General features: G+C 64.9%; 20 protein-coding genes and 1 pseudogene. 10 read left to right on the plus strand and 11 right to left on the minus strand.

Features of this window, described 5'->3' with window-relative positions:
- Positions 1–292: 292 nt before the first annotated feature.
- The 5 genes from tsaB (at position 293) to B2790_RS07435 (ending at position 3,810) form a co-directional block, all read left to right on the plus strand.
- The gene (gene tsaB / locus B2790_RS07415) at positions 293–967 is read left to right on the plus strand and encodes a tRNA (adenosine(37)-N6)-threonylcarbamoyltransferase complex dimerization subunit type 1 TsaB (protein WP_286918550.1); all 675 of its coding nucleotides are present in this window, start codon (positions 293–295) and stop codon (positions 965–967) included.
- Positions 968–1,098: 131 nt separating this feature from the next.
- On the plus strand, positions 1,099–1,389 hold the full coding sequence (locus tag B2790_RS07420; RefSeq protein WP_025337946.1) for a hypothetical protein: 291 nt from the start codon (positions 1,099–1,101) through the stop codon (positions 1,387–1,389).
- 3 nt (positions 1,390–1,392) lie between these two features.
- Entirely contained in the window at positions 1,393–2,262 is an 870-nt protein-coding gene (locus B2790_RS07425) for a DUF72 domain-containing protein (protein ID WP_085587642.1), read from the plus strand.
- Positions 2,263–2,290: 28 nt separating this feature from the next.
- Positions 2,291–3,121 (plus strand): isocitrate lyase/PEP mutase family protein, encoded by an 831-nt coding sequence (locus tag B2790_RS07430; protein WP_286918551.1) that lies wholly within the window; start codon positions 2,291–2,293, stop codon positions 3,119–3,121.
- Positions 3,121–3,810, plus strand: coding sequence for an extensin family protein (locus B2790_RS07435; RefSeq protein ID WP_286918552.1), 690 nt, complete (start codon positions 3,121–3,123; stop codon positions 3,808–3,810). The genes B2790_RS07430 and B2790_RS07435 overlap by 1 nt, the downstream gene beginning before the upstream one ends.
- 12 nt (positions 3,811–3,822) lie before the next feature.
- Here B2790_RS07435 and B2790_RS07440 read toward each other — a convergent pair whose 3' ends face one another.
- Complete coding sequence (locus B2790_RS07440; RefSeq protein ID WP_137163124.1) at positions 3,823–4,443, minus strand: energy transducer TonB; 621 nt, start codon at positions 4,441–4,443, stop codon at positions 3,823–3,825.
- Positions 4,444–4,546: 103 nt separating this feature from the next.
- Between B2790_RS07440 and B2790_RS07445 the strand changes: the two genes are divergently transcribed.
- On the plus strand, positions 4,547–5,323 hold the full coding sequence (locus B2790_RS07445; RefSeq protein WP_025337951.1) for a class I SAM-dependent methyltransferase: 777 nt from the start codon (positions 4,547–4,549) through the stop codon (positions 5,321–5,323).
- A 161-nt stretch (positions 5,324–5,484) separates the two neighbouring features.
- Here B2790_RS07445 and B2790_RS07450 read toward each other — a convergent pair whose 3' ends face one another.
- Both B2790_RS07450 and B2790_RS07460 read right to left on the minus strand, forming a co-directional pair.
- Positions 5,485–6,126: a TetR/AcrR family transcriptional regulator gene (locus B2790_RS07450; protein WP_286918553.1), complete on the minus strand. Its 642-nt coding sequence runs from the start codon at positions 6,124–6,126 to the stop codon at positions 5,485–5,487.
- 336 nt (positions 6,127–6,462) lie between these two features.
- Positions 6,463–6,867 (minus strand): annotated as a pseudogene (locus tag B2790_RS07460) (DUF5801 repeats-in-toxin domain-containing protein); the annotation flags it as partial.
- Positions 6,868–6,963: 96 nt separating this feature from the next.
- On the opposite strand from B2790_RS07460, the gene B2790_RS07465 reads away from it, so the two are divergent.
- Positions 6,964–8,064, plus strand: a complete 1,101-nt coding sequence (locus tag B2790_RS07465) for an efflux RND transporter periplasmic adaptor subunit (RefSeq protein WP_274079233.1) — start codon at positions 6,964–6,966, stop codon at positions 8,062–8,064.
- A 6-nt stretch (positions 8,065–8,070) separates the two neighbouring features.
- Positions 8,071–11,136, plus strand: a complete 3,066-nt coding sequence (locus tag B2790_RS07470) for an efflux RND transporter permease subunit (RefSeq protein ID WP_286918554.1) — start codon at positions 8,071–8,073, stop codon at positions 11,134–11,136.
- Positions 11,137–11,263: 127 nt separating this feature from the next.
- Here the strand turns inward: B2790_RS07470 and B2790_RS07475 are convergent, their stop codons facing one another.
- The 4 genes from B2790_RS07475 to plsB all read right to left on the minus strand — a co-directional run bounded on the left by B2790_RS07475 (position 11,264) and on the right by plsB (position 15,519).
- Positions 11,264–11,953, minus strand: a complete 690-nt coding sequence (locus B2790_RS07475) for a DUF4197 domain-containing protein (protein ID WP_025337957.1) — start codon at positions 11,951–11,953, stop codon at positions 11,264–11,266.
- A gap of 33 nt (positions 11,954–11,986) precedes the next feature.
- Positions 11,987–12,385 (minus strand): YbaY family lipoprotein, encoded by a 399-nt coding sequence (locus B2790_RS07480; RefSeq protein WP_286918555.1) that lies wholly within the window; start codon positions 12,383–12,385, stop codon positions 11,987–11,989.
- A 227-nt stretch (positions 12,386–12,612) separates the two neighbouring features.
- On the minus strand, positions 12,613–12,951 hold the full coding sequence (locus tag B2790_RS07485) for a YbaY family lipoprotein (protein ID WP_286918556.1): 339 nt from the start codon (positions 12,949–12,951) through the stop codon (positions 12,613–12,615).
- Positions 12,952–13,032: 81 nt separating this feature from the next.
- Entirely contained in the window at positions 13,033–15,519 is a 2,487-nt protein-coding gene (gene plsB / locus B2790_RS07490; protein ID WP_286918557.1) for a glycerol-3-phosphate 1-O-acyltransferase PlsB, read from the minus strand.
- A gap of 231 nt (positions 15,520–15,750) precedes the next feature.
- Here plsB and B2790_RS07495 point away from each other — a divergent pair, with 231 nt between their 5' ends.
- Positions 15,751–15,960 (plus strand): cold-shock protein, encoded by a 210-nt coding sequence (locus B2790_RS07495; protein WP_003252255.1) that lies wholly within the window; start codon positions 15,751–15,753, stop codon positions 15,958–15,960.
- A gap of 122 nt (positions 15,961–16,082) precedes the next feature.
- On the opposite strand, the gene B2790_RS07500 is transcribed toward B2790_RS07495, so the two are convergent.
- The 4 genes from B2790_RS07500 to B2790_RS07515 form a co-directional block, all read right to left on the minus strand.
- Complete coding sequence (locus B2790_RS07500) at positions 16,083–16,457, minus strand: hypothetical protein (RefSeq protein ID WP_003257701.1); 375 nt, start codon at positions 16,455–16,457, stop codon at positions 16,083–16,085.
- A 17-nt stretch (positions 16,458–16,474) separates the two neighbouring features.
- Positions 16,475–17,287 carry a putative RNA methyltransferase gene (locus tag B2790_RS07505; RefSeq protein ID WP_025337963.1) on the minus strand — a complete coding sequence of 271 codons (813 nt, stop codon included), beginning with the start codon at positions 17,285–17,287 and terminating at the stop codon, positions 16,475–16,477.
- Positions 17,287–18,438, minus strand: coding sequence for a succinyl-diaminopimelate desuccinylase (gene dapE / locus B2790_RS07510; RefSeq protein WP_085618288.1), 1,152 nt, complete (start codon positions 18,436–18,438; stop codon positions 17,287–17,289). The genes B2790_RS07505 and dapE overlap by 1 nt, the downstream gene beginning before the upstream one ends.
- Positions 18,439–18,626: 188 nt before the next feature.
- The gene (locus B2790_RS07515; protein WP_286918558.1) at positions 18,627–21,218 is read right to left on the minus strand and encodes a glycosyltransferase; all 2,592 of its coding nucleotides are present in this window, start codon (positions 21,216–21,218) and stop codon (positions 18,627–18,629) included.
- 119 nt (positions 21,219–21,337) lie between these two features.
- Here B2790_RS07515 and tcdA point away from each other — a divergent pair, with 119 nt between their 5' ends.
- Positions 21,338–22,147 carry a tRNA cyclic N6-threonylcarbamoyladenosine(37) synthase TcdA gene (tcdA, locus tag B2790_RS07520; RefSeq protein ID WP_166674220.1) on the plus strand — a complete coding sequence of 270 codons (810 nt, stop codon included), beginning with the start codon at positions 21,338–21,340 and terminating at the stop codon, positions 22,145–22,147.
- The last annotated feature ends 269 nt before the right edge of the window (positions 22,148–22,416 follow it).

The raw sequence follows: 22,416 nt of genomic DNA on the forward strand, positions 1-22,416 counted from the left end.
TCCAGCGCCCGACGCACCTCGACAACGGCCCGCTTGCGGGCCGTTGTCGTTTGTGGGGGCGCGGCATTGCGGCCCTGATGCGGCCTTTGTGGGAGCGGGCGTGCCCGCGAAGAATTCAACGCGGTGGCTGGCACCGGCTGCGCCGGTGTTCGCGGGCGCGCCCGCTCCCACAGAGACCGCGCCAGTTCGCCATGTAGCGCATTAATGGCCGTACAGCTGCCCCTTCGGGACACAACGCCGCCGCTGCTCTATACTGCCGCTCTTTTCCCCCTAGTACCTGGATACCCGTTCGATGACCACCCTCCTGGCCCTGGATACCGCCACCGAAGCCTGTTCCGTCGCACTGCTGCATGACGGCAAGGTAACCAGCCATTACGAGGTGATCCCGCGCATGCATGCCCAGAAGCTGCTGCCGATGATCAAGCAGCTGCTGGCCGAGTCCGGCGTGGCGCTGAATGCGCTGGATGCCATCGCCTTTGGCCGTGGCCCGGGCGCGTTCACCGGCGTGCGCATTGCCATCGGTGTGGTCCAGGGCCTGGCCTTCGCCCTGGAGCGCCCGGTTTTGCCGGTGTCCAACCTGGCCGCACTGGCCCAGGGCGCGCTGCGCGAGCACGGCGTGCAGCATGTGGCGGCCGCCATTGATGCGCGCATGGATGAAGTGTATTGGGGCTGCTACCAGGCCACCGAAGGCGAAATGCGCCTGGTCGGCCAGGAGGCAGTGCTGCCGCCCGAGCAGGTGGCGCTGCCGGCGGGCAGCGCTGGCGAGTGGTTCGGTGCCGGTACCGGTTGGGGCTATGCCGAGCGCCTGGCGGTGCAGGTGGCAGCCAGCAATGCCAGTGCCTTGCCCAACGCCCTGGACATCCTCAGCCTGGCCAGCTTTGCCTGGGCACGCGGTGAGGCGATCGTTGCCGAACAGGCACAACCGGTCTACCTGCGCGATAATGTAGCGACACCCAAGAAGCGCTGAGTGTTGTTCGTCGGTTATCGCCGATGACACTAAAACCTTTTGCGCGATCTGTGGTCCAGTTATCACTCGAGCATTAGCGATGGAATCCTGATGCTGCTAAATTGCCATCATTGGTTCTGAGTGCTCATGCCATGCGTATCGACGGTTTCTCATCGCAGTCCTACCCGATCAAGCGCACCCCACGCAAGGCAGCGGTGCGTGACGAGGCCATCGATGATGCCGAGGTGATCGAGGAGGTCGAAACCGCCCCTCAGGAAGCCACCGCCCGCCGTCGCAGCGGTGGCCTGCCAGCCCGCCAGCAGGACATGATCTTCCCCCGCGCCCGTGACCGCCGCACCGCTACCGCATTGGCCAGCTACCTGAGCACCGCCGGTTTTACCGACTGGGACATGGAAGTGCTGGGGCTCGACCTGTACATTTAGTGGATGAGTCCATCACCACTGCCTTATTTTCTCGGTTGCCCGTCATGGAGCGAAAACGCCTGGCGCGACTACCTGTATCCCGCCGACGCCAACAGCAGTGAAATGCTCGGCTACTACAGCCAGGTGTTCAACGCCGTCGAGGGCAATACCACTTTCTACGCACGTCCCGCACCCGGCACCATTGCGCGCTGGGCGCAGATCATGCCCGAACACTTCCGCTTCACTGCCAAGTTCCCGCGGGACATCAGCCATGAAGGCGACCTGCGCGATCAGCTGGAACCGGCCTTTGACTTCACCCGCCTGATGGCCCCGCTGGGCCAGCGCGTAGCGCCGTACTGGCTGCAGTTGCCGGCCCAGTTCAGCCCCGCACGGCTGGGCGAGCTTTGCCACTTCCTTGACGAAGTCGGAGTGCCGGTGGCCGTGGAGGTGCGCAACCAGGCCTTCTTCGCCAAGGGTGAAGAAGAGCGGTTGCTCAACCGCCTGCTGCATGAGCGTGGCGTGGAGCGTATCTGCCTCGACCCGCGTGCCTTGTTCAGCTGCACCTCCCGTGACCCCGCCGTGCTGCATGCGCAGGCGAAGAAGCCCAAGGTACCGCCACGCCCGGCAGCCTTCAGCCAGCACCCGCAGGTGCGCTTCATTGGCCACCCGCAGCTGGAGGCCAACGAGGCCTTTCTTACCCCCTGGGTGGACAAGGTCGCCGCCTGGATCGAGGAAGGCCGCAACCCCTACATCTTCCTGCACACCTCGGACAACCGCCTGGCCGCCGCGTTGGCCCAGCGCTTTCACCAACGCCTGATGCAGCGCCTGCCAGGCCTTGCCGCGTTGCCGGAATTGCCGCGCACCCCCGAGGTCGAACAACTGGGGCTACTCTGACCTTTCCCTGACTGCCGGAGGTTGAACCATGGATGTGCAAACCCTGCGAGCCGAAGCCTTCAAGGCCCTGCACGAGCGTGACAGCGCCTTCGTCATCCCCAACCCGTGGGATGCCGGCTCGGCCAAGTTGCTGGCCAGCCTGGGCTTCGAGGCGCTGGCCACCACCAGTGCCGGCCTGGCCTTCAGCCTGGGCCGGCCGGACGCCGAAGGCGCCTTGAGCCTGGACGATACCCTCGATTATGCTGGCGAGATTGTCGACGCTACCCCCTTGCCGGTGGCCGCTGACCTGGAGAACGGCTTTGGCGACCTGCCCGAAGATTGCGCCCAGACCATTCTGCGGGCCGCCGAAGTCGGCTTGGTGGGTGGCTCTATCGAGGATGCCAGTGGTCACAGCGATACGCCGATCTATGATTTCGGGCTGGCAGTGGAGCGTGTGCGCGCAGCCGTGCAGGCCGCACGCAGCCTGCCGTTCCCGTTCACCCTGTGCGCCCGGGCAGAGAACCTGCTGCACGGGCGCATGGACCTGGACGACACCATCCTGCGCCTGCAGGCCTATGCCGAGGCCGGTGCTGATGTGCTCTATGCGCCCGGGCTGCGTACTGTCGAGGAAATCCGCGCGGTGGTGCAGGCCGTCGCGCCGCGGCCGGTGAATGTGCTGATGGGCATGGCGGGCGTGCCGCTGAGCGTCAACCAGTTGCAGGACCTGGGTGTACGCCGCATCAGCGTCGGCTCGTCGCTTGCCCGTGCCGCGTTGGGGGCCTTCCACCGGGCTGCGCTGGAGATTCGCGATGAGGGCACCTTCGGCTACGGTGAGCAGGCGCTGCCGTTCGCCCAACTCAACGACCTGTTCCGCCGCTGATGAGGGCCGTGCTGGCGTTGCTGGCCGGCCTGTCGTTGCTTGCGGGGCTGGCCTGGCACCTGGGTTGGCGGCTGCCCGCCGCGTGGAACCCGTGGGCGCCGCTGGACGTGCGTCAGCCCCCCAACCTGCTGACCCCCTACAAGCTTTCCCGCCTTCGTGATGACCCGATGCTGTGTCGCCTGGCACTTCAAACCAGCCAGTTGCGCTACCGGGCACAAGCCGACAGTTCGGCTGCTGCCGACTGCCCATTGCGAAACGTATGGCGTATCGACGGTGGTCAGGCGCGGCTCGGCGGCAGCTTCCTGGCCAGCTGTCCGTTGGCAGTGGCGTATGCACTGTTCGAAAACCATGGCCTGCAGCCTGTAGCGCAACGGGTGTTGGGGCAGCCGGTGGTTCAGGTCGACCACCTGGGCAGTTTTGCCTGCCGCAATGTCTACCACCGCAAGCAGGGCCGGCTGAGCCAGCACGCCACGGCCGATGCCCTGGACATCAGTGGCTTTCGCCTGCAGGACGGCCAGCGCATCGTCCTCGCGCGGGACTGGCAGGCGGGCGGGCAAAAAGCGGAATTCCTTCGTCAGGTGCAGCAGGCGGCCTGTGACAGCTTCAGCACGGTACTGGGGCCGGACTACAACGCTGCACACCACAACCACTTTCATGTGGACATGGGCCGCTGGCAGATCTGTCGTTGAGCGTGGGCACGTTCAGGCGTGGGCGCGCACGTTGTTCAGCACCACCGGGCGTGCCCAGTGGATGTCGAACTCCAGGTCGTTCTGTTGCTTGGCCAGGGTGGCGTCATCGAACGGTTCGGGCGCCGGGTCCAGCAGGTTGGTCTCGAACTCGGCGATCGGCAGGAACAGCGAGCGCGGGGTAGGGCCGGGGCCGGGTTCGGCAATCGGGTGACCTTGGCTCATCACCACCGGGCGTAGCCAGCTGTTGCTGATGTCGAGCTGGCGCTGCTGCTCGATCAACTCGACTGCGCTGAACGGCTCGGGGGCGGGCGGCAGCAGGTTGGCTTCGAGTTCTGCCTTGGGCAGGAACAGTGGCTCGGGCGGTGCCACCTCGGTGTCGTGTACCGGGCAGGCACGCTGGGCGTCGATCAGGGCCAGCGCACGGGCGCCGCCGATCGGCTCGCCGCTGCTCTGGTCGTATTGCACGAACGACTGGCTGACGCTGTCTACCGGCTCTTCCTGCTGCTCGGCCATGGCCCGGGCAAAGAAATCCTGCCACAGGTGGCTGACGCCCCCGAGTGCCTGGGTGTTGTGCTGACTGTAGTTGCCGACAGGCGACAGGTAGGTCAAGCCGATGGGAAGAGTATCTGACATGGCAGTCGCGCGCGTTGTGCTCTGGCAGAATAGCGGGATATTGCCTGTATCGGCCGAAGTAGCCGATACATTAACGGCTGGGTTCAATTTCTAGGTGTGAATGATGGAAGAGCAGGGCACAGGTATCCGGGTCGAGGCGCTGTCGGCTGAATTCGAGGCGCAAGCTGCTGCGTGGGCACAGCGCCTTGAGTTGCCGCTGCAGGACGATGCTGCCGGGTTTGCCGTGCAGGTGGGCGTTGATGGCTTGCAGATCCAGCAATTGGGCCCGCAGGCCCCGGGGCCGGTGCGGGTCGACTTTGTCGAAGGCCAGGCCGCGCACCGGCGCATGTTCGGTGGTGGCAACGGGCAGATGATCGCCAAGGCGGTGGGCATTGCCCAAGGCGTGCGTCCGCAGGTGCTGGATGCCACCGCCGGGCTGGGCAAGGACGCGTTCGTGCTGGCCAGCCTGGGCTGCCAGATGACCCTTATCGAACGCCAGCCGCTGATTGCTGCATTGCTGGAGGACGGCCTGGCGCGGGCGCGGTCGGATGAAGAGGTGGGGCCGATCGTGGGGCGCATGCGCCTGCTGACCGGCAACGCCATCGAGCGCATGCGCGCCTGGGAAGGCGAGGCGCCACAGGTGATCTACCTTGACCCGATGTTCCCGCACCGGGACAAGAGTGCGCTGGTGAAGAAGGAAATGCGGGTGTTCCGGCCCTTGGTGGGTGATGACCTGGATGCCCCGGCCCTGCTCGAAGCTGCCCTGGCGCTGGCCAGCCACCGGGTGGTGGTGAAGCGGCCGCGCAAGGCGCCGATCATCGACGGGCCGAAGCCGAGCCACAGCCTGGAGGGCAAGTCGAGCCGGTATGACATTTACCCTAAGAAGGCCCTCAAGGCCTGAGCTTTCCCGATGTGGCCGGCTAGCGCGGGTCATTGTGGGAGCGGGCGTGCCCGCGAAGTCGGCAACTCGGTGCCTGGCACCGGCTCCGCCGGTGTTCGCGGGCACACCCGCTCCCACAATGACCGCGCTGCTTGAATGCCATGTATGTCATTGACATTGCTTCAGGGGCGGAATGCCCGCAAGAACACCCCTACCACCTCGCGCACATGCGCCTCGGCCTCATCCCCCTCCAGCGGCCCCGCGCATCCCAGCAGCAACCGGTAATCCGGTGCGCCCTTGACCAGGCAGAAGAAGTGCTCCGCCGCACGCAGCGGGTTGTCGATGCGCAGCAGCCCGCGCTCGTGCGCCCCGCGCAGCAATGCTTCCATCCCCGCCAGCACGCGCTTGGGCCCGGCTTCGTAGAAGTACTCGCCAAAGCTCGGGTCGAGGCTGCCCTGGGCCATGATCAGGCGGCTGAGCTTGACCGCCTCATCGCTGCTGATCAGCGCCTGAAAGCCACGGGCAATGGTCAGCAGCACCTCTTCCACCGGCGCCCCCTCGGGGTACTCGAACAGCAGGTCGGGCAACTGGATCTGGCAGGTTGCCATGACCGCCGAGCCGAACAGCGTCTGCTTGTCGGTGAAGTGGCTGTATACGGTGAGCTTTGAAACACCTGCCGCCGCAGCGACCGCATCCATGCTGGTGTTGGCGTAGCCAAGGCTGAGGAACAGGGCCTTGGCTGCTTCGAGAATCGCCTCGCGTTTGGCCAGATCCTTGGGCCGGCCCGGGCCGATGGGGGCGTCGTTGGACATTGTGGTCTGCATCTGGTTGAAGAAACACCATCTTAACGGGTCAGGCGCCATCCGGCTAAAGCCTGCGGGCAAAACCTGCTGTTTGTCAGCGAAAAGCTGATCGACAGTGAGGTAGGAGATCGAGTGCAGCAAAAGCCCAACGCATGGCGAAAAATTGACGGGTTCCAGATGCGCTGGACCCGCTCGGGGTAGTTGCCGAACTCGCGCGCACTGGCGGAATGAAAGTGCTGGTGCTCAAGGGGGTGTACGAGACCGTCCCCGTTGCCCAGGCCATCGAGGAGGGCGTGCTTGGCATCGTACTGGTCGAGGATTCGCCGTCGAGGCGAGTGCTTTGGCGGAGAAGAACACGATCTCCGTCGGTCTTGGTCGCAGTCAAGGTCACCAGGTTGTTGGCGGTCAGGATCTTCGAGTCATCGGGGTTACTGGTGTCGGGGTGCACGATGGCGCGAAGCTGGTCGAGGGTAACGGAACCGTTGCTGGCGACGCTTACGGTGAACACCAGATGGTTGCCGATGGCGAACGGCCTTCCACCACGGCGCCATTGAGCGACAGGTTGACTGCCGAGCCGGTGGCCGTGTCGGTCAGGCCAGAGGCGCTCGTCACGACGCGCAGGGCATAGGTGAGCGTACCGGCACCATCGTTGCCGAAGGCCGAGGTGAAGTTGGCGGCGATGCCGATGAACACCTTGTTCAGCAGATTGACGGCATCGTCAGGATTGCCCGTGTTCGGGTGCTTCAGCGGCTGGTATTCCACCGTCTAGATCTTGCCGCCTCTTCCCGGCATCCGTTGCCTGATTTAATATACTCTCCAGTACAAATATTGAATGTGCCCTCCGCGAAAGGATTCATCATGTTGCGCCATGCCTTGTCCATCGCTCTGTCCGCCGCTGCCGTGCTGTTGCTGGCGGCGTGCGGCCAGGAAGCCGCCCCACCTGCAGCGCCGCGCCCGGCGCTGGTGGTGCAGCCGCAGCCGGCCGAAGCCGCTGCCGACAGTTACCCCGGCGAAGTGCGGGCGCGCTTCGAGCCGGAACTGGCTTTCCGCATTAGCGGCAAGGTCAGCAAACGCCTGGTCGAGGAAGGGCAGCGGGTCAAGGCCGACCAGCCGCTGGCCGAGCTGGACCCGCAGGATGTGCGCCTGCAACTGGAAGCCAACCGTGCCCAGCTGGCGGCCGCCGAGGCCAACCTGTCGCTGGTGCGCGCCGAGCGCGATCGCTACCAGAAGCTGCTGGACCGGCAGATGGTCAGCCATTCCCAGTTCGACAACGCCGAAAACCTCTACCGCGCCGGCCTGGCCCGGCTGAAACAGGCCAAGGCCGAGTTCGACGTGGCTGGCAACCAGGCTGAATATGCTGTGCTGCGCGCACCCCAGGCCGGGGTGATTGCCAAGCGCCAGGTGGAAGTGGGCCAGGTGGTCGCCGCAGGGCAGACCGTGTTCACCCTGGCCGCCGATGGCGAGCGGGAAGTGGCCATCGGCCTGCCGGAGCAGCAGTTCGCCCGCTTCGCCGTGGGCCAGCCGGTGAGCGTGGAGTTGTGGTCGCACCCGCAAGAGCGCTTTCAGGGGCGTATCCGCGAGTTGTCACCGGCCGCCGACCCGCGTTCGCGCACCTTTGCTGCCCGCATCGCCTTTACCACGGCCGCCACGCCGGCGGAGCTGGGCCAGAGCGCCCGGGTGTTCATCGCCCACGAAGGGCTGATCCCGCTGGCGGTGCCGCTGTCGGCAGTCACTGCGGAAAACGGCCAGGCCTACGTCTGGCGGGTCAACAAGGACAGCCGCCTGGAGCGGGCAGTGGTGCGCCTGGGGCCCTACGGCGCCGACAGCGTGCCCGTGCTCGAAGGCCTCGCTCCCGGCGACTGGGTAGTCGCCGCGGGTGGCCATGTATTACGCGAGGGCCAGGAGATACGCCCCGTGGACCGTACCAACCGCGTAGTGAACCTGACGGCCAAGGAGTAAGTCCCGATGGGTTTCAACCTTTCTGCCTGGGCGCTGCGCAACCGCCAGATCGTCCTGTTCCTGATGATCCTGCTGGCGGCCATTGGCGCCATGTCCTACACCAAACTCGGCCAGAGCGAGGACCCGCCGTTCACTTTCAAGGCCATGGTCATCCGTACCCTGTGGCCTGGTGCTACTGCCGAGGAAGTGTCGCGCCAGGTCACCGAGCGCATCGAGAAGAAGCTGATGGAAACCGGCGAGTACGAGCGGATCGTGTCGTTCTCTCGCCCGGGCGAATCGCAGGTCACCTTCATGGCCCGCGACTCGCTGCATTCCAAGGACATCCCCGAGCTGTGGTACCAGATCCGCAAGAAGGTCGCGGACATCCGCCACACCTTGCCGCCGGAAATCCAGGGCCCGTTCTTCAATGACGAGTTCGGCACCACCTTCGGCAATATCTATGCGCTGACGGGTGAGGGCTTCGATTACGCGGTGCTCAAGGACTATGCCGACCGTATCCAGATCCAGTTGCAGCGGGTCAAGGACGTGGGCAAGGTCGAGCTGATCGGCCTGCAGGACGAGAAAATCTGGATCGAGCTGTCCAACCTCAAGCTGGCCACCCTCGGCGTGCCGCTGGAGGCCGTGCAGCAGGCCCTGCAGGAACAGAATGCGGTCAGCACCGCCGGCTTCTTCGAAACGCCCAGCGAGCGCCTGCAACTGCGGGTGAGCGGGCGCTTCGACAGCGTCGAGCAGATTCGCCAGTTCCCCATCCGCGTGGGTGACCGCACCTTCCGTATCGGCGATGTGGCCGAGGTGTACCGCGGCTTCAACGACCCGCCCGCACCGCGCATGCGCTTCATGGGCGAGGATGCCATTGGCCTGGCGGTTTCGATGAAGGACGGCGGCGACATCCTGGTGCTGGGCAAGGCATTGGAAAGCGAGTTCGAGCGCCTGGCGCGCAGCCTGCCGGCCGGCATGGAGCTGCGCAAGGTTTCGGACCAGCCGGCGGCGGTCAAGGCTGGCGTGGGCGAGTTTGTCCAGGTGCTGGTCGAGGCGCTGGTCATCGTGTTGCTGGTGAGCTTCTTCTCGCTGGGCCTGCGCACGGGGCTGGTGGTGGCGCTGGCCATCCCGCTGGTGCTGGCCATGACCTTCGCCGCCATGCACTACTTCGGCATCGGCCTGCACAAGATCTCCCTTGGCGCGCTGGTGCTGGCCTTGGGCTTGTTGGTCGATGACGCGATCATTGCCGTGGAAATGATGGCGATCAAGATGGAGCAGGGCTACGACCGCCTCAAGGCGGCCAGCTACGCCTGGAGCAGCACCGCCTTCCCGATGCTCACCGGCACTCTGATCACGGCGGCGGGCTTCCTGCCCATTGCCACGGCAGCCTCCAGTACGGGCGAATACACCCGTTCGATCTTCCAGGTGGTGACCATCGCCTTGCTGACCTCCTGGGTGGCCGCCGTGGTATTCGTGCCTTACCTGGGCGAGCGCCTGCTGCCGGACCTGGCCAGGCTGCATGCCGCGCGCCATGGCAAGGATGGCCACGCGCCAGACCCTTACGCCACACCGTTCTACCAGCGTGTACGGCGTGTGGTGGAGTGGTGCGTGCGGCGGCGCAAGACGGTGATCCTGCTGACCATTGCCGCCTTTGTCGGCAGTATCCTGCTGTTCCGTTTCGTGCCCCAGCAGTTCTTCCCGGCCTCCGGGCGCCCGGAACTGATGGTCGACCTGAAACTGGCCGAGGGTGCCTCGCTGGCCAACACCGCCGAGCGGGTCAAGCAACTGGAGGCGTTGCTCAAGCAGCAGGAGGGTATCGACAACTACGTGGCCTATGTGGGCACCGGTTCGCCGCGTTTCTACCTGCCGCTGGACCAGCAGCTGCCGGCGGCCAGCTTCGCCCAGTTCGTGGTACTGGCCAAGTCGATGGAAGACCGCGAGCGCCTGCGCAGCTGGCTGATCAGCACCATGGACCAGCAGTTCCCCGACCTGCGTGCCCGGGTCACCCGCCTGGAAAACGGCCCGCCCGTGGGTTACCCGGTGCAGTTCCGGGTGACTGGCGAGCACATCGAGAAGGCGCGTGCGCTGGCCCGCGAAGTGGCCGACAAGGTGCGCCAGAACCCGCATGTCGTCAACGTTCACCTGGACTGGGAGGAGCCGAGCAAGGCGGTGTTCCTCGAGATCGACCAGGACCGCGCCCGCGCCCTGGGCGTGAGCACCGCGCACCTGTCGAGCTTCCTGCAAAGCTCGCTGACCGGCACCACGGTCAGCCAGTACCGCGAGGACAACGAGCTGATCGAGATCCTGCTGCGCGGCACCCGCGAGGAACGCAGCGAGCTGGGCAACCTCGGCAGCCTGGCACTGCCGACCGACAATGGCCAGAGCGTGGCGCTGTCGCAGGTTGCGACCCTGGAGTACGGCTTCGAGGAAGGCATCATCTGGCACCGTAACCGCTTGCCGACGGTGACCGTGCGCGCCGATATCTACGACAAGGAGCAGCCGGCGACGCTGGTGAAGCAGATCGAGCCGACCCTGCATGACATCCGCGCCAAGCTGCCGGATGGCTATTTGCTGGAAGTGGGCGGCACGGTCGAGGACTCCGAGCGCGGGCAGAAGTCGGTGAATGCCGGCATGCCGCTGTTCGTGGTGGTGGTGCTGAGCTTGCTGATGATCCAGCTGCGCAGCTTCTCGCGCACGGTGATGGTGTTCCTCACCGCGCCGCTGGGGCTGATTGGCGTGACCTTGTTCTTGCTGGTTTTCCGCCAGCCGTTCGGCTTTGTCGCCATGCTCGGCACCATTGCCCTGGCGGGAATGATCATGCGCAACTCGGTGATCCTGGTGGACCAGATCGAGCAGGACATCGCGGCGGGGCTGGAGCGCTGGCAGGCGATCATCGAAGCCACGGTGCGGCGCTTCCGCCCGATCGTGCTGACAGCACTGGCTGCGGTGCTGGCGATGATTCCGTTGTCGTGCAGTGTGTTCTACGGGCCAATGGCGGTGGCGATCATGGGCGGGTTGATCGTGGCCACGGTGCTAACCCTGCTGTTCTTGCCGGCTTTGTATGCGGCCTGGTTCAGGGTGAAGAAGGGCTGAACGTCGCAGGGGAGGGCTTTGCCCTCCTATCGCGACACAAGGCCGCTCCCACAAAGGTCCTGCATTCGCCGATCAATGTGGGAGCGGCCTTGTGTCGCGATGGGCTGCAAAGCAGCCCCCAGTGCCCTCAGAGGGCGCCGAAGACCTTCTTGGCCAGGCTGGTAGCCGCTTCAGCCGGGTTCTGGCGAATGCTCTGCTCCTGCTTGGCAATCATTTCGAACAGGCCATCCAGTGCCTTTTCAGTCACGTAGTTCTCGATGCTGGCGCTCTTGGCATCGACCACACCCAACGCCACGGCCTGCCCGGCAAAGTTGTTGTACTGCTGAGCCAGGCCAACCTTGTCGGTAGCCTGCTTGACGATCGGCAGGAACTTGGCGCGGATCTGCTCGCGGCTGCTCTTGTTCAGGTACTGGGTAGCCGAGTCGTCACCGCCGCTGAGTATGCCCTTGGCATCGGTCACGCTCATGTTCTTCACGGCATCCACCAGAATCGCCTGGGCCTGCGGCACGGCAGCCTCGGCGGCCTTGTTCATGCTGGTTTCCAGGGCTTCGACCTGTTCACCCTTGCCGAACATCTTCATCGCCTTGGCGGCCTTGCCCAGGTTGCCTGGCAGTTCGATGCGCACGTCCGGGTTGTTGCTGAAGCCGCCCGGGGTGCTCAGCTGCTTGACGGCCAGTTGTGCGCCTTGGGTCAGGGCATCTTTCAGGCCGCCGGTGGCGTCTTTCTGGGTCAGGTCGCCCAGCGACAGGGCCAGGGCACTGGCCGACAGCAGCAGGCCGGCGCACAGGGTGGTGAAACGCAGGGAAGTGCGGATCATGAAGCTTTCCTTGTAAACAGATGAGTACGGGTATCAGCGGACCGGATCGACCTTGATCCGCACGGGCTGTGGGTCACTGCCGTCGAGCATGACGCCGTGGTGTTCGGTGTTGATGAACAGCAGCTTGCCGTCCAGCTCGATGCGCGCGCTTACCGCATAGCGGTGGCCGGGCTTGACCTGGGCCGGGTCGTAGGTGAGGTGAAACGGCAGCGGTACGTTGCCCTTGACCGGGCCGGCCTGGCGGGCCAGGGGCACCGCCGGGGCGTCCATCAGCGAGACGTCCTGCAGTTCCACGCTGAGGGTGGCGGCAGGTGGCAGGGCGCTGCGCTGCAGGTAGAAGACTTCGCCATCCAGGCTGGCCTGGTTGGACGGGGTGTGGCTGGAACAGGCTGCGAGCAAGGATGCGCAACACAGCATAAAGAGCTTTTTCATGGTATCTCCGAAGTCCTTGGCGTTGGCTTGTGGCCAACCCCAGGGACTTTAGCGGATTTCTTCTGGTGGGTCCTTGATGAAGATGCGACAAAGAGTGGGAGAGCAAGGCAAAGCGTAATATTCAGCTGCGGCGCGGCGGTCGCAGGCTGATTGCATCCAGTTGGCAACGCTTGAAACGGCGAGGCCGCCCTGTGTAGTCCACAGGGCGGCACCGACAGGAGAGCGTTTCAGGTGGCAACCGGGTCGACAGTTACCCGTTGTATACCCGATACCGTGGCTGGTTCTATCGAGTGACGGCTGGTGTTGATGTAGCGCAGCTGGCCGTCTATCTCGATGCGCGCGGCGAGGGCATAGCTGCGGCGTGGGTCGATAAGGCTGGTATCAAACGTCAGCGGCAGATTGATCGGCATCAGGCCGCCACAGCGCAGACGCAACTCGGCAAGGCTGATGGAGCGCGCATCTGCCTTCGAAATATCGATCAGCTTCAATTCAACCAGGCCGGACGGTGCGAGCGTGTTATCGCCTGAGGAAACGATTTCAACGTCCAGCGTCTTCATTTGAGTCATGTTGGTGCTCCTTGAGAGGGATGGGCTTGAAGTAGCGCCGTGATCCTGATCCCTCCCAAGGGCCGAGAGCAGCCTGAAAGACTACCTTTGCATAACCTCCGCAGGCTCATCTTGGTGCAATGCCACCTGGCGGATCGAGAGGCGCAGCTCCGCCGACAGCACGCGCTTGGCCACGCCTTCGGCCAGCTCGCCGAGCTTGTCGTGATAACCCAGCTTGCCCTGGGCATCTGCATGCAGCACGCCTTGCTCGAGCAGGGTCTGGATGAAGTGGCGGAACAGGGTCTTGTCGAAGAACTCCGGGGCGTTCAGGCCGTGCAGGATCGACAGGCGCTGGGCCATCATCACGCACAGGTCTTCCAGTTCTTCGGCGCTGAGGCTGTTCTGCCCGCTGTTCAGCAGCAGCGAGGTGGCCATGTAGAAGCGCTGCAGGGTCTGGGTGATGGTGCGGGCGAGCAGGGTCAGCAACACGAACTGCCGCGAGCTGGGTCCCGGGCGAATGTAGGTGTCGTTGTCCTGGCGCAGCAGCCCTTGCTCGACCAGTGCGGTCAGCCACTGGTCGATCACCGCATCCAGTTGCTCCGGCGTCCAGCGCAGGAACAGTTCGGCCTGCAGGTAGGGGTACAGCGCGTGCACATACTGGCTCAGCAGTTCGCGGCTCATGCGCGAACTGCTGAGGAAGAAGCTGGCCAGCAGCGCCGGCAGGGCGAAGATGTGCAGCACGTTGTTGCGGTAATAGGTCATCAGTACCGCGTTGCCTTCATCCAGGTAAAGGATGCGGCCCAGGGCGTCCTTCTGCTCGGCCACCAGATTCATGCCGCGCACGTGCTCGATCAGCGCCTGGCCGTCGCCGTCGGGCAGGGTGGTGTGCGGCGAGTAGGGCACCTGGCGCAGCAAGGCCAGGTACAGGTCGAGCACGCGGGTCAGGGCGCGCTCGTCCAGGGCCAGGCGGCTGGTGGACAGCAGCGCCAGGGCTACCAGGTTGACCGGGTTGATCGCGGCCGCCTCGTTGAGGTGGCGGGCCACGGTTTCGCCCAGGCGGGTGGTGGTGGCGTTGAGCCAGGCCGGGCGGTACTGCGGGCCGTGGTCCTGTTCACGCCAGCCGGGCTGTTGCTGGTCGAGGAAGCCGGCCAGGCGGATCGGCTCGCCGAAGTTCACGTATACCTGGCCAAAGCGCTGCTTGAGGGCGCCGAACACCTTGAAGATATCGAAGATCGACTCTTTCTTCTTGCTGGCACCGCGCAGCTCGCCCAGGTAGGTGCGGCCTTCGAGCACGCGCTCGTAGCCGATGTACACCGGCACGAACACGATCGGCGTGCGCGACGAACGCAGGAAGCTGCGCAGGGTAATGGCCAGCATCCCGGTGCGCGGCTGCAGCATGCGCCCGGTGCGTGAGCGGCCGCCTTCGACGAAGTACTCGACCGGGAAGCCCTTGGTGTACAGGGTGTGCAGGTACTCATTGAACACCGCGGTGTACAGCGGGTTGCCCTTGAACGTGCGGCGCATGAAGAAGGCACCGCCACGGCGCAGCAGGTTACCCACCAGCGGCATGTTGAGGTTGATGCCCGCGGCCACGTGCGGCGGTGTCAGGCCGTTGCGGAACAGCAGGTACGACAGCAGCAGGTAGTCGATATGGCTGCGGTGGCACGGCACATAGATCACTTCGTGGCCGGGGGCGATGCCTTGCACCTGCTCGATGTGGTTGACCTTGATGCCGTCGTAGATCTTGTTCCAGAACCAACTCAGCACCACTTCGAGGAAGCGGATGGCGGTGTAGGTGTAGTCCGAGGCGATCTCGTTGCCATAGCGCAGAGCCTGGGCTTCGGCCTTGGCCAGCGGCAGGTTTTCGCGCTGCGCCTCATCGACGATGGCCTGGCGCACCTGGGGCGCGTGGATCAGGCCCTTGACCAGGTTGCGCCGGTGCGAGATGTCCGGGCCGATGACGGCGGTCTTGAGGTTGCGAAAGTGCACGCGCATCAGGCGCTGGGCCATGCGCACGGTGCGCTCGTGGCCCTTGTTGTGCTGTACCAGTTCGCGCAGGTGGATGGGCGCGGAGAACTGCACCCGGGTCTTGCGCCCGAGGATCAGCACGGTCAGCAGCCGGCGCAGGCGCCCGGTAACCGCCCAGCTGTCGGCGAACAGCAACTTCCACGGGCTGGATTCGCTCGCCGGGGTCTGGCCCCAGAACACACTGACCGGAATGATCTGCGCATCCTCTTCGGCATGCTGGCTGACGGCGGCGACCAGGCGCTCCAGGGTAGGCGGGGCGCCGCGCTTGTCATGGCGGCCGAGCCAGTCCGGGTCCGGGGTCAGGTAGAAGAACGCCGCCGGTTCCTGCAGCGGGCCAACCGCCACCGGCAGCACCGGGCGCGGCAGGCCTGCCTTGGTGCATTCATGGTCGAGCACGGCCAGGTCGGTGAGCGCGGGCGAGGGCAGGGCATAGAACACTGGGCGGCTGCGGTCGAGCTTGAGGGTGAGGGAGGACTGGTTGATGGTCTCGGAGCGCACCCACAGGTACAACAGGCGACGCAGGGCGCCGAAGATCAGGCGGCGCAGGGGGGAACGGGTCATGGGGTGTGTGCCCTGGGTGTGATTTTCAGGTGGGTATCCAGCCAATTAGTCTGCCGTATCCGCGCAAGTTCAGCAAAAATCGCCGAACGGCGCGACGGTCATCAAATTTTTTTGTTCTGTGTCATATACTCGGCCTGCCACTTGCAAGATATTTGCGCAAGCGGCGTCGACACAGGGAGGGACTCTGTGTCTGCAAGGCGATCTTCACAATAAAAATCCGGAGTAGTTCAGATGTCGTCTCGTGAGACTGGGAATGTAAAGTGGTTCAACGATGCCAAGGGTTATGGCTTCATTCAGCGCGAAGGTGGTGCGGATGTATTCGTTCACTATCGGGCGATCCGCGGTGAGGGGCATCGTACCCTGGTCGAAGGACAGCGGGTGGAATACGCCTGCGTGCAGGGCCAGAAAGGCCTGCAAGCCGAGGACGTGGTAGGCCTCTGAGCCTCATGCTGTAAGGCTTGTTGTGGGAGCTGGCTTGCCGGCGATCACCGGCGAAGCCGGTGCCAGGCACCGTGTTGCCTGCATCGCCGGCAAGCCGGGCTCCCACAAAGAATGCAGTGCATTCAGGTGCGCCAGGTGATTTCCTCTTCACCGTCGGCGCTGATGCGGACCCAGCGGTCGGCATCTTCTTCCCCATCTTCCTCCACCCAGCCACCCGGCGCGCAGCGCACTTCCACGCCCAGTGCGGCAAATGCGGCGCGGGCGCAGGCAACGTCATCGGCCCACGGCGTCTGGTCGCTTTCCAGGTACAGGCTGTTCCATTTCCCTACAGCCTTGGGTAACCAGGTGACCGGAATGTTACCGGCCTGGCATTTGAAGGTATGGCCTTTCTGCTTCCATTCGCTGCATGGGCCGATTGCCTGGGCGAGCCACTCGGCAATCTGCTTGTGGTCGACGTCGGCGTCCTTCAGGTAGATCTCGATATCAGGTTGGCGCATAAGGGCTCCGGGTGTGCTCAGTCTTGGCGCACGAAATAGTCATAACGCATGGAAACCGTGACCTCGAACGGCTCGGGCTGGTCGATCACCCGGGCACGCTTTTCGGCACTGGCGCGCCAGCCGTGCGGGGTCATGGCCAGCAGGTCGGCGCGGGCCTTGGGCGCGGCCAGGCTCAGGCGGAACTCCAGGGTTTCGCTGTGGGCATGGGCCATGCCTTCGGGGACCAGGGCCAGGTGTTTGTCGTCGGCGTACGGGCGTACTTCATCGTAGAGCACTTCGCGCAGCTCCATCAGGTGGCCGCTGGTGGGGCCGACCCGCATCAGGCCGCCGCCGGGGCTGAGCAGGCGCTTGGCCTCGGCCCAGTCCAGCGGGCTGAACACGCTGGCGATGAACTGGCAGCTGGCGTCGGCCAGCGGCACGCGGGCCATGCTGGCGACCATCCAGGTAACCTCGGGCGCGCGGCGGCAGGCACGTTTGACCGCCTCACGGGAGATGTCCAGGGCGTAGCCGTCGGCAGCCGGCAGGGCCTGGGCGATCTGCGCGGTGTAGTAACCCTCGCCACAGCCGATGTCCAGCCAGGCACCGGGCTGGCGCTCGGCGGCCAGCTCGGCCAGGCGGCGCGCCACCGGCGCGTAGTGGCCGGCGTCGAGAAAATCGCGGCGGGCTTCGACCATGGCCTGGTTGTCACCCGGGTCGCGGCTGTTCTTGTGCTGCACCGGCAGCAGGTTCAGGTAACCCTGGCGGGCGCGGTCGAAGCGGTGGCCGGCCGGGCACACCACACCGTTGTCGAGCCGGCTCAGCGGTGCCTGGCAAAGAGGGCAGGCGAGCATCAGGCGAGCAACCGGACCAGGGTCTGGTAATAGATTTCGGTCAGCAAATCGAGGTCGCTGGCCAGGATCCGCTCGTCCACCTGGTGGATGGTGGCGTTGACCGGGCCGAGCTCGACCACCTGGGTGCCCATGGTGGCGATGAAGCGGCCATCGGAAGTACCGCCGCTGGTGGACGGCTGGGTGTCGCGGCCGGTGACGCCCTTGATGCTGGCCGAGACGGCGCTCAGCAATTCGCCCGGTTCGGTGAGGAACGGCAGACCCGACAGTGCCCAGTCGATCGACCAGTCCAGTTCATGCTTGTCGAGGATCGCCGACACCCGCGCCTGCAGGCCTTCGACGGTGGACTCGGTGGAGAAGCGGAAGTTGAACAGTGCGGTCAGCTCGCCCGGGACCACGTTGGTGGCGCCGGTGCCAGAGTTGAGGTTGGAGATCTGGAAACTGGTCGGGGGGAAGAACGCATTGCCTTCATCCCAGTGCTCGGCCGCCAGTTCCGCCAGGGCCGGTGCGGCCAGGTGGATTGGGTTGCGCGCCAGGTGCGGGTAGGCCACATGGCCCTGCTTGCCGCGCACGGTCAGCTTGGCGCCCAGCGAGCCACGGCGGCCGTTCTTGACCACGTCACCCAGCAGGGTGGTGCTGGAGGGTTCGCCGACGATGCACCAGTCCAGGCGCTCGTTGCGTGCTTTCAGGCGCTCGACCACGGCCTTGGTGCCATGGTGGGCCGGGCCTTCCTCGTCGCTGGTGATCAGGAACGCGACCTTGCCGCGGTGGCCCGGGTAGTCCTGCACGAAGCGCTCGCTGGCAATCACCATGGAGGCCAGGCTGCCTTTCATGTCGGCGGCGCCACGACCGCAGAGCATGCCGTCGGCATCGATCAGCGCTTCGAACGGTTCATGCTGCCATTGCTGCACCGGGCCGGTGGGTACCACGTCGGTGTGGCCGGCGAAGCACAGCACCGGGCCATCCTGGCTGCCGTGGGTGGCCCAGAAATTGTCGACGTCCTCGAAGCGCATTGGCTCGAGCTGGAAGCCCACGGCGCCCAGGCGGTTCATCATCTGCGCCTGGCAGTCGGCGTCGACGGGGGTGACCGAGGGGCGGCGGATCAGGTCGCAGGCCAGTTGAAGGGTAGGCGAGAGCTCGGCAGGGGCCGTCATGGGGGACTCCGGGGCAAGGCAAGGCGGGGAAATCTGAGGGGCGTTATCTTATATCAAATGGTTTCAGGCGGCACGGCCCATTCGCGGGCACGCCCGCTCCCACAGGTACTGCACAGCTCTGAATGTCGGTGACAGACCTGTGGGAGCGGTCGTGCCCGCGAATGGGCTGCAAAGCAGCCCCGGCAATCTCAGGCCTGCTGCGCCTCGGCAGCCTTTTCCCCAGGCTTGGGCAGCGAAGACAGGAACGCCATCACCAGTGCCGCCACATAAGGCAACGACTGCACCAGCAACATTGCCACCCAGAAGCGCATGTCCGAGCTCGGTAGCCCCTGTACCAGGTAGATGCCCAGCGCTGCGCCCCACAGCAGCAACATGATGAACAACTCTTCCCGCGCCTCGGAAATCGCCACCAGCAGCCCGTGGCTGTCGGCGTTCTTCGGTGTGCGGAAGAACGGCATGCTGCTGGTGAAGAACCCGTACAGCACTGCCTTGGCAATGGTATGCGACAGCGCCAGCCCGGCCAGCGCCGCAGCAAAGGCATCCTTCAGGTTCACCCCTACCGCGCGGCGGTAGAGGAAGATGATCTTGCCGACCTTGAAGAAGAACAGCGCCAGCGGCGGAATGGCAAAGATCATCAGCGGCGGGTCGACCCGGTGCGGCACGATGATCATCGCCGCCGACCACAGCAGCGCGCCGATGGTGAAGAAGATGTTCATGCCATCGGCGATCCACGGCAGCCAGCCGGCCAGGAAGTGGTAGCGCTGGCCGCGGGTCAGCTCGCTGCCCTTGCCGCGCAGCAGGGCGCTGGCGTGGTGCTTGATGATCTGGATGGCGCCGTAGGCCCAGCGGAAGCGTTGCTTCTTGAAGTCGATGAAGGTGTCGGGCATCAGGCCCTTGCCGTAGCTGTTGTGGGCATAGGCGGCCGACAGGCCCTTCTCGAATACCCGCAAGCCCAGTTCGGCGTCCTCGCAGATGCACCACTCGGCCCAGCCCAGCTCTTCCAGCACGCTGCGCCGGGTCATGGTCATGGTGCCGTGCTGGATGATCGCGTCACGGTCGTTGCGGGTGACCATGCCGATGTGGAAGAAGCCCTTGTACTCGCTGTAGCAAAGCTTCTTGAAGGCGCTTTCGTGCTGGTCGCGGTAGTCCTGCGGCGACTGCACCACGGCAATCTTCGGGTCGGCGAAGTGCGGCACCATGTGCTTGAGCCAGTTGCGGTCGACGCAGTAGTCCGAGTCGATTACCGCGATCACTTCGGCGTCCTTGGCGGTGTGCGGGATCAGGTAGTTCAGTGCGCCGCCCTTGAAACCGGCCAGGGGCGCGACGTGGAAGAACCTGAAGCGCTCGCCGAGCTTCTCGCAATGGACCTTGAGCGGCTCCCACACGGCCGGGTCCTTGGTGTTGTTGTCGATCACCAGCACTTCGTAGTCGGGGTAGTCCAGCGCGGCCAGGGCATCCAGGGTCTGTTTGACCATCTCCGGCGGCTCGTTGTAGCACGGCACATGCACCGATACCTTGGGCCGGTAGGCGCTGTCGGCCTGCACCGGCAGGAATTCGCGCCGGCGCTTGTGTATCCATACCGCCTCGGCCAGTTCGTGGGCCTCGGTCAGCAGCACGATGAACACGCCCAGCGCGCCGAGGGCCAGCAGCACGCCCACGGTCAGGCTGAACCAGGTGCTGTATTGCTGGCTGTAGTCGTAGGCGATCCATACCAGCACCGACCCGCACAGGAAGGTGATGAAGGTCAGGAAGGTGCGGCCGCGCTGGCGCAGGGCCGAACCGTCGATGAACAGCACCATCAGGGCAATCATCGCCAGCACCACCGAGGCCACCGCCAGGGCACGCCATTGCGGGATCGCCACCACCGGGCCGTCAAAGTTGAATTTTTGCTGGCGTTCGGCGTTGTACACGCCCCAGTAGGCGCCCACCGAGCCTTCGTCGCTGGCCTTCCACGGCTGGTCGTAGGCCTCGATGACGAAGTAATTGTAACCACGGCGGTTGAGGGTGTTGACCAGGGTACGCAGGTAGATGGCCTGGTCGGCCTGGGTGGCATCGGCGCCGCCGCGCATGCGGCCGTTGCTCGGCCAGCCGACTTCCGACAGCAGCAGGGGTTTGCGCGGGAACTGGTGCTTCAGTTCGCGGGCGCGGTCGAGCACGAACTCGACCGAATCCTTCATCGGCACGAACTCCCAGTACGGCAGGATGTGCGCGGCAATCAGGTCGACGTGCTTGGCCAGCTGCGGGTTTTCCTTCCAGATGTGCCACTGCTCACTGGTGGTCACCGGCACCTTGACCGCTGCGCGTACCCGGTCCAGGTACTTGATCAGGTTTTCCGGGGTGACTTCTTCGCGGAACAGTGCCTCGTTGCCGACCACAACCCGCACCACGCTGCGCGAGGTGTTGGCCAGCTGGATGGCCGTGGCGATTTCGCGTTCGTTGCGCTCCAGGTCCGGGCTGATCCAGATGCCCAGCGTCACCCGCAGGCCGAATTCCTCGGCCAGGCGCGGGATATCCGCCTGGGTGCCCTCCACGGTGTAGATCCGGATGCTGTCGGTCAGTTTGCTCAACTGCTCCAGGTCCTGGCGCATCTCGTCGTCACTGGGGTACTGGCCCTTCTGCGGGCTTTCGCCCAGACGGAACGGTGAATACGAGAATCCAGAGATCTGTTCTGGCCAGGCGGGGGCGGAGACCGGGCGGTTGATCAGTGCCCAGAACCCGGTGAATAACGCGGCGATGGCCAGGACCACGACCAGGTTCAGGCCGAATTTACGTGAAGACATTGTCGTCCATATGTGTCGAAGTGATAGGACATTAAAGCAGGGTTGATAGTCTCTTTCCTAACGATGCAGGCCATGGGCCCGCTGGCATATAATGCGCGCCGGTTTTTTGGGGTATGAACATGAGCACAGAAGATCCACGCTTCGCCGGCGTTGCCCGGCTGTATGGCGACCAGGGGTTGCACCGTCTGGGCCAGGCCCATGTGGCCGTGGTCGGTATTGGCGGGGTAGGCTCGTGGGCGGCTGAAGCGCTGGCCCGCAGTGGCGTGGGCGAGATCACCCTGTTCGACCTCGACGACGTGTGCGTCAGCAACACCAACCGCCAGGCCCATGCCCTGGAAGGGCAGGTGGGGCGGCCCAAGGTCGAGGTCATGGCCGAGCGCCTGCGGGCGATCAACCCGGCGTGCACGGTGCATGCAGTGGCCGACTTCGTCACCCGCGACACCATGGTCGAGTACATTACCGAGAACCTCGACTGTGTGATCGACTGCATCGACAGCGTCATGGCCAAGGCGGCGCTGATTGCCTGGTGCCGGCGGCGCAAGATCGCCATCGTCACCACGGGTGGCGCCGGTGGGCAGATCGACCCGACACAGATCCAGATCGCCGACCTGAACAAGACCTTCAACGACCCGCTGGCCTCGCGGGTGCGTTCCACCCTGCGTCGCGACTACAACTTCTCGCGCAATGTCAGCCGCAACTATGGCGTGCCATGCGTGTTCTCCAGCGAACAGCTGCGCTACCCCAAGGGCGATGGCAGCGTTTGCCTGCAGAAAAGCTTCGTGGGTGAGGGCGTGCGGCTGGACTGCTCGGGTGGCTTTGGCGCGGTGATGATGGTGACCGCGACCTTTGGCATGGTGGCGGCGAGCAAGGCGGTGGAAAAACTGGTAGCGGGGGCCCGGCGGCCTTCGGAGCGGGTCAAGCCTGAATAGACCGCGTGGGCTTCTTCGCGGGCTTGCCCGCTCCCACAGGTACTGCATCTCTCTTCAGAAAGGTGAAGGTCCTGTGGGAGCGGGCGAGCCCGCGAAGAGGCCAGCACCGATTCAACGGTTGGACGCCAGCTCCGCCATCCGCTGCATCACCGCATGCAGCCCATTGCGCGGCCCTTTCGCGACACAAGGCCGCTCCCACAGGTACAGCGACACCTCGAGAGCAACGCTGTACCTGTGGGAGCTGGCTTGCCGGCGATAGGGCCGCAAAG

It is taken from the genome of Pseudomonas sp. UBA6753 (assembly GCF_002453565.1).
Lineage (GTDB): Bacteria > Pseudomonadota > Gammaproteobacteria > Pseudomonadales > Pseudomonadaceae > Aquipseudomonas > Aquipseudomonas putida_Z.

Bases quoted from the DNA above. Each gene is read 5' to 3' on its own strand.
- tsaB (WP_286918550.1), top strand. From the start codon at position 293: ATGACCACCCTCCTGGCCCTGGATACCGCCACCGAAGCCTGTTCCGTC.
- B2790_RS07420 (WP_025337946.1), top strand. From the start codon at position 1,099: ATGCGTATCGACGGTTTCTCATCGCAGTCCTACCCGATCAAGCGCACC.
- B2790_RS07425 (WP_085587642.1), top strand. From the start codon at position 1,393: ATGAGTCCATCACCACTGCCTTATTTTCTCGGTTGCCCGTCATGGAGC.
- B2790_RS07430 (WP_286918551.1), top strand. From the start codon at position 2,291: ATGGATGTGCAAACCCTGCGAGCCGAAGCCTTCAAGGCCCTGCACGAG.
- B2790_RS07435 (WP_286918552.1), top strand. From the start codon at position 3,121: ATGAGGGCCGTGCTGGCGTTGCTGGCCGGCCTGTCGTTGCTTGCGGGG.
- B2790_RS07440 (WP_137163124.1), bottom strand. From the start codon at position 4,443: ATGTCAGATACTCTTCCCATCGGCTTGACCTACCTGTCGCCTGTCGGC.
- B2790_RS07445 (WP_025337951.1), top strand. From the start codon at position 4,547: ATGGAAGAGCAGGGCACAGGTATCCGGGTCGAGGCGCTGTCGGCTGAA.
- B2790_RS07450 (WP_286918553.1), bottom strand. From the start codon at position 6,126: ATGCAGACCACAATGTCCAACGACGCCCCCATCGGCCCGGGCCGGCCC.
- B2790_RS07465 (WP_274079233.1), top strand. From the start codon at position 6,964: ATGTTGCGCCATGCCTTGTCCATCGCTCTGTCCGCCGCTGCCGTGCTG.
- B2790_RS07470 (WP_286918554.1), top strand. From the start codon at position 8,071: ATGGGTTTCAACCTTTCTGCCTGGGCGCTGCGCAACCGCCAGATCGTC.
- B2790_RS07475 (WP_025337957.1), bottom strand. From the start codon at position 11,953: ATGATCCGCACTTCCCTGCGTTTCACCACCCTGTGCGCCGGCCTGCTG.
- B2790_RS07480 (WP_286918555.1), bottom strand. From the start codon at position 12,385: ATGAAAAAGCTCTTTATGCTGTGTTGCGCATCCTTGCTCGCAGCCTGT.
- B2790_RS07485 (WP_286918556.1), bottom strand. From the start codon at position 12,951: ATGACTCAAATGAAGACGCTGGACGTTGAAATCGTTTCCTCAGGCGAT.
- plsB (WP_286918557.1), bottom strand. From the start codon at position 15,519: ATGACCCGTTCCCCCCTGCGCCGCCTGATCTTCGGCGCCCTGCGTCGC.
- B2790_RS07495 (WP_003252255.1), top strand. From the start codon at position 15,751: ATGTCGTCTCGTGAGACTGGGAATGTAAAGTGGTTCAACGATGCCAAG.
- B2790_RS07500 (WP_003257701.1), bottom strand. From the start codon at position 16,457: ATGCGCCAACCTGATATCGAGATCTACCTGAAGGACGCCGACGTCGAC.
- B2790_RS07505 (WP_025337963.1), bottom strand. From the start codon at position 17,287: ATGCTCGCCTGCCCTCTTTGCCAGGCACCGCTGAGCCGGCTCGACAAC.
- dapE (WP_085618288.1), bottom strand. From the start codon at position 18,438: ATGACGGCCCCTGCCGAGCTCTCGCCTACCCTTCAACTGGCCTGCGAC.
- B2790_RS07515 (WP_286918558.1), bottom strand. From the start codon at position 21,218: ATGTCTTCACGTAAATTCGGCCTGAACCTGGTCGTGGTCCTGGCCATC.
- tcdA (WP_166674220.1), top strand. From the start codon at position 21,338: ATGAGCACAGAAGATCCACGCTTCGCCGGCGTTGCCCGGCTGTATGGC.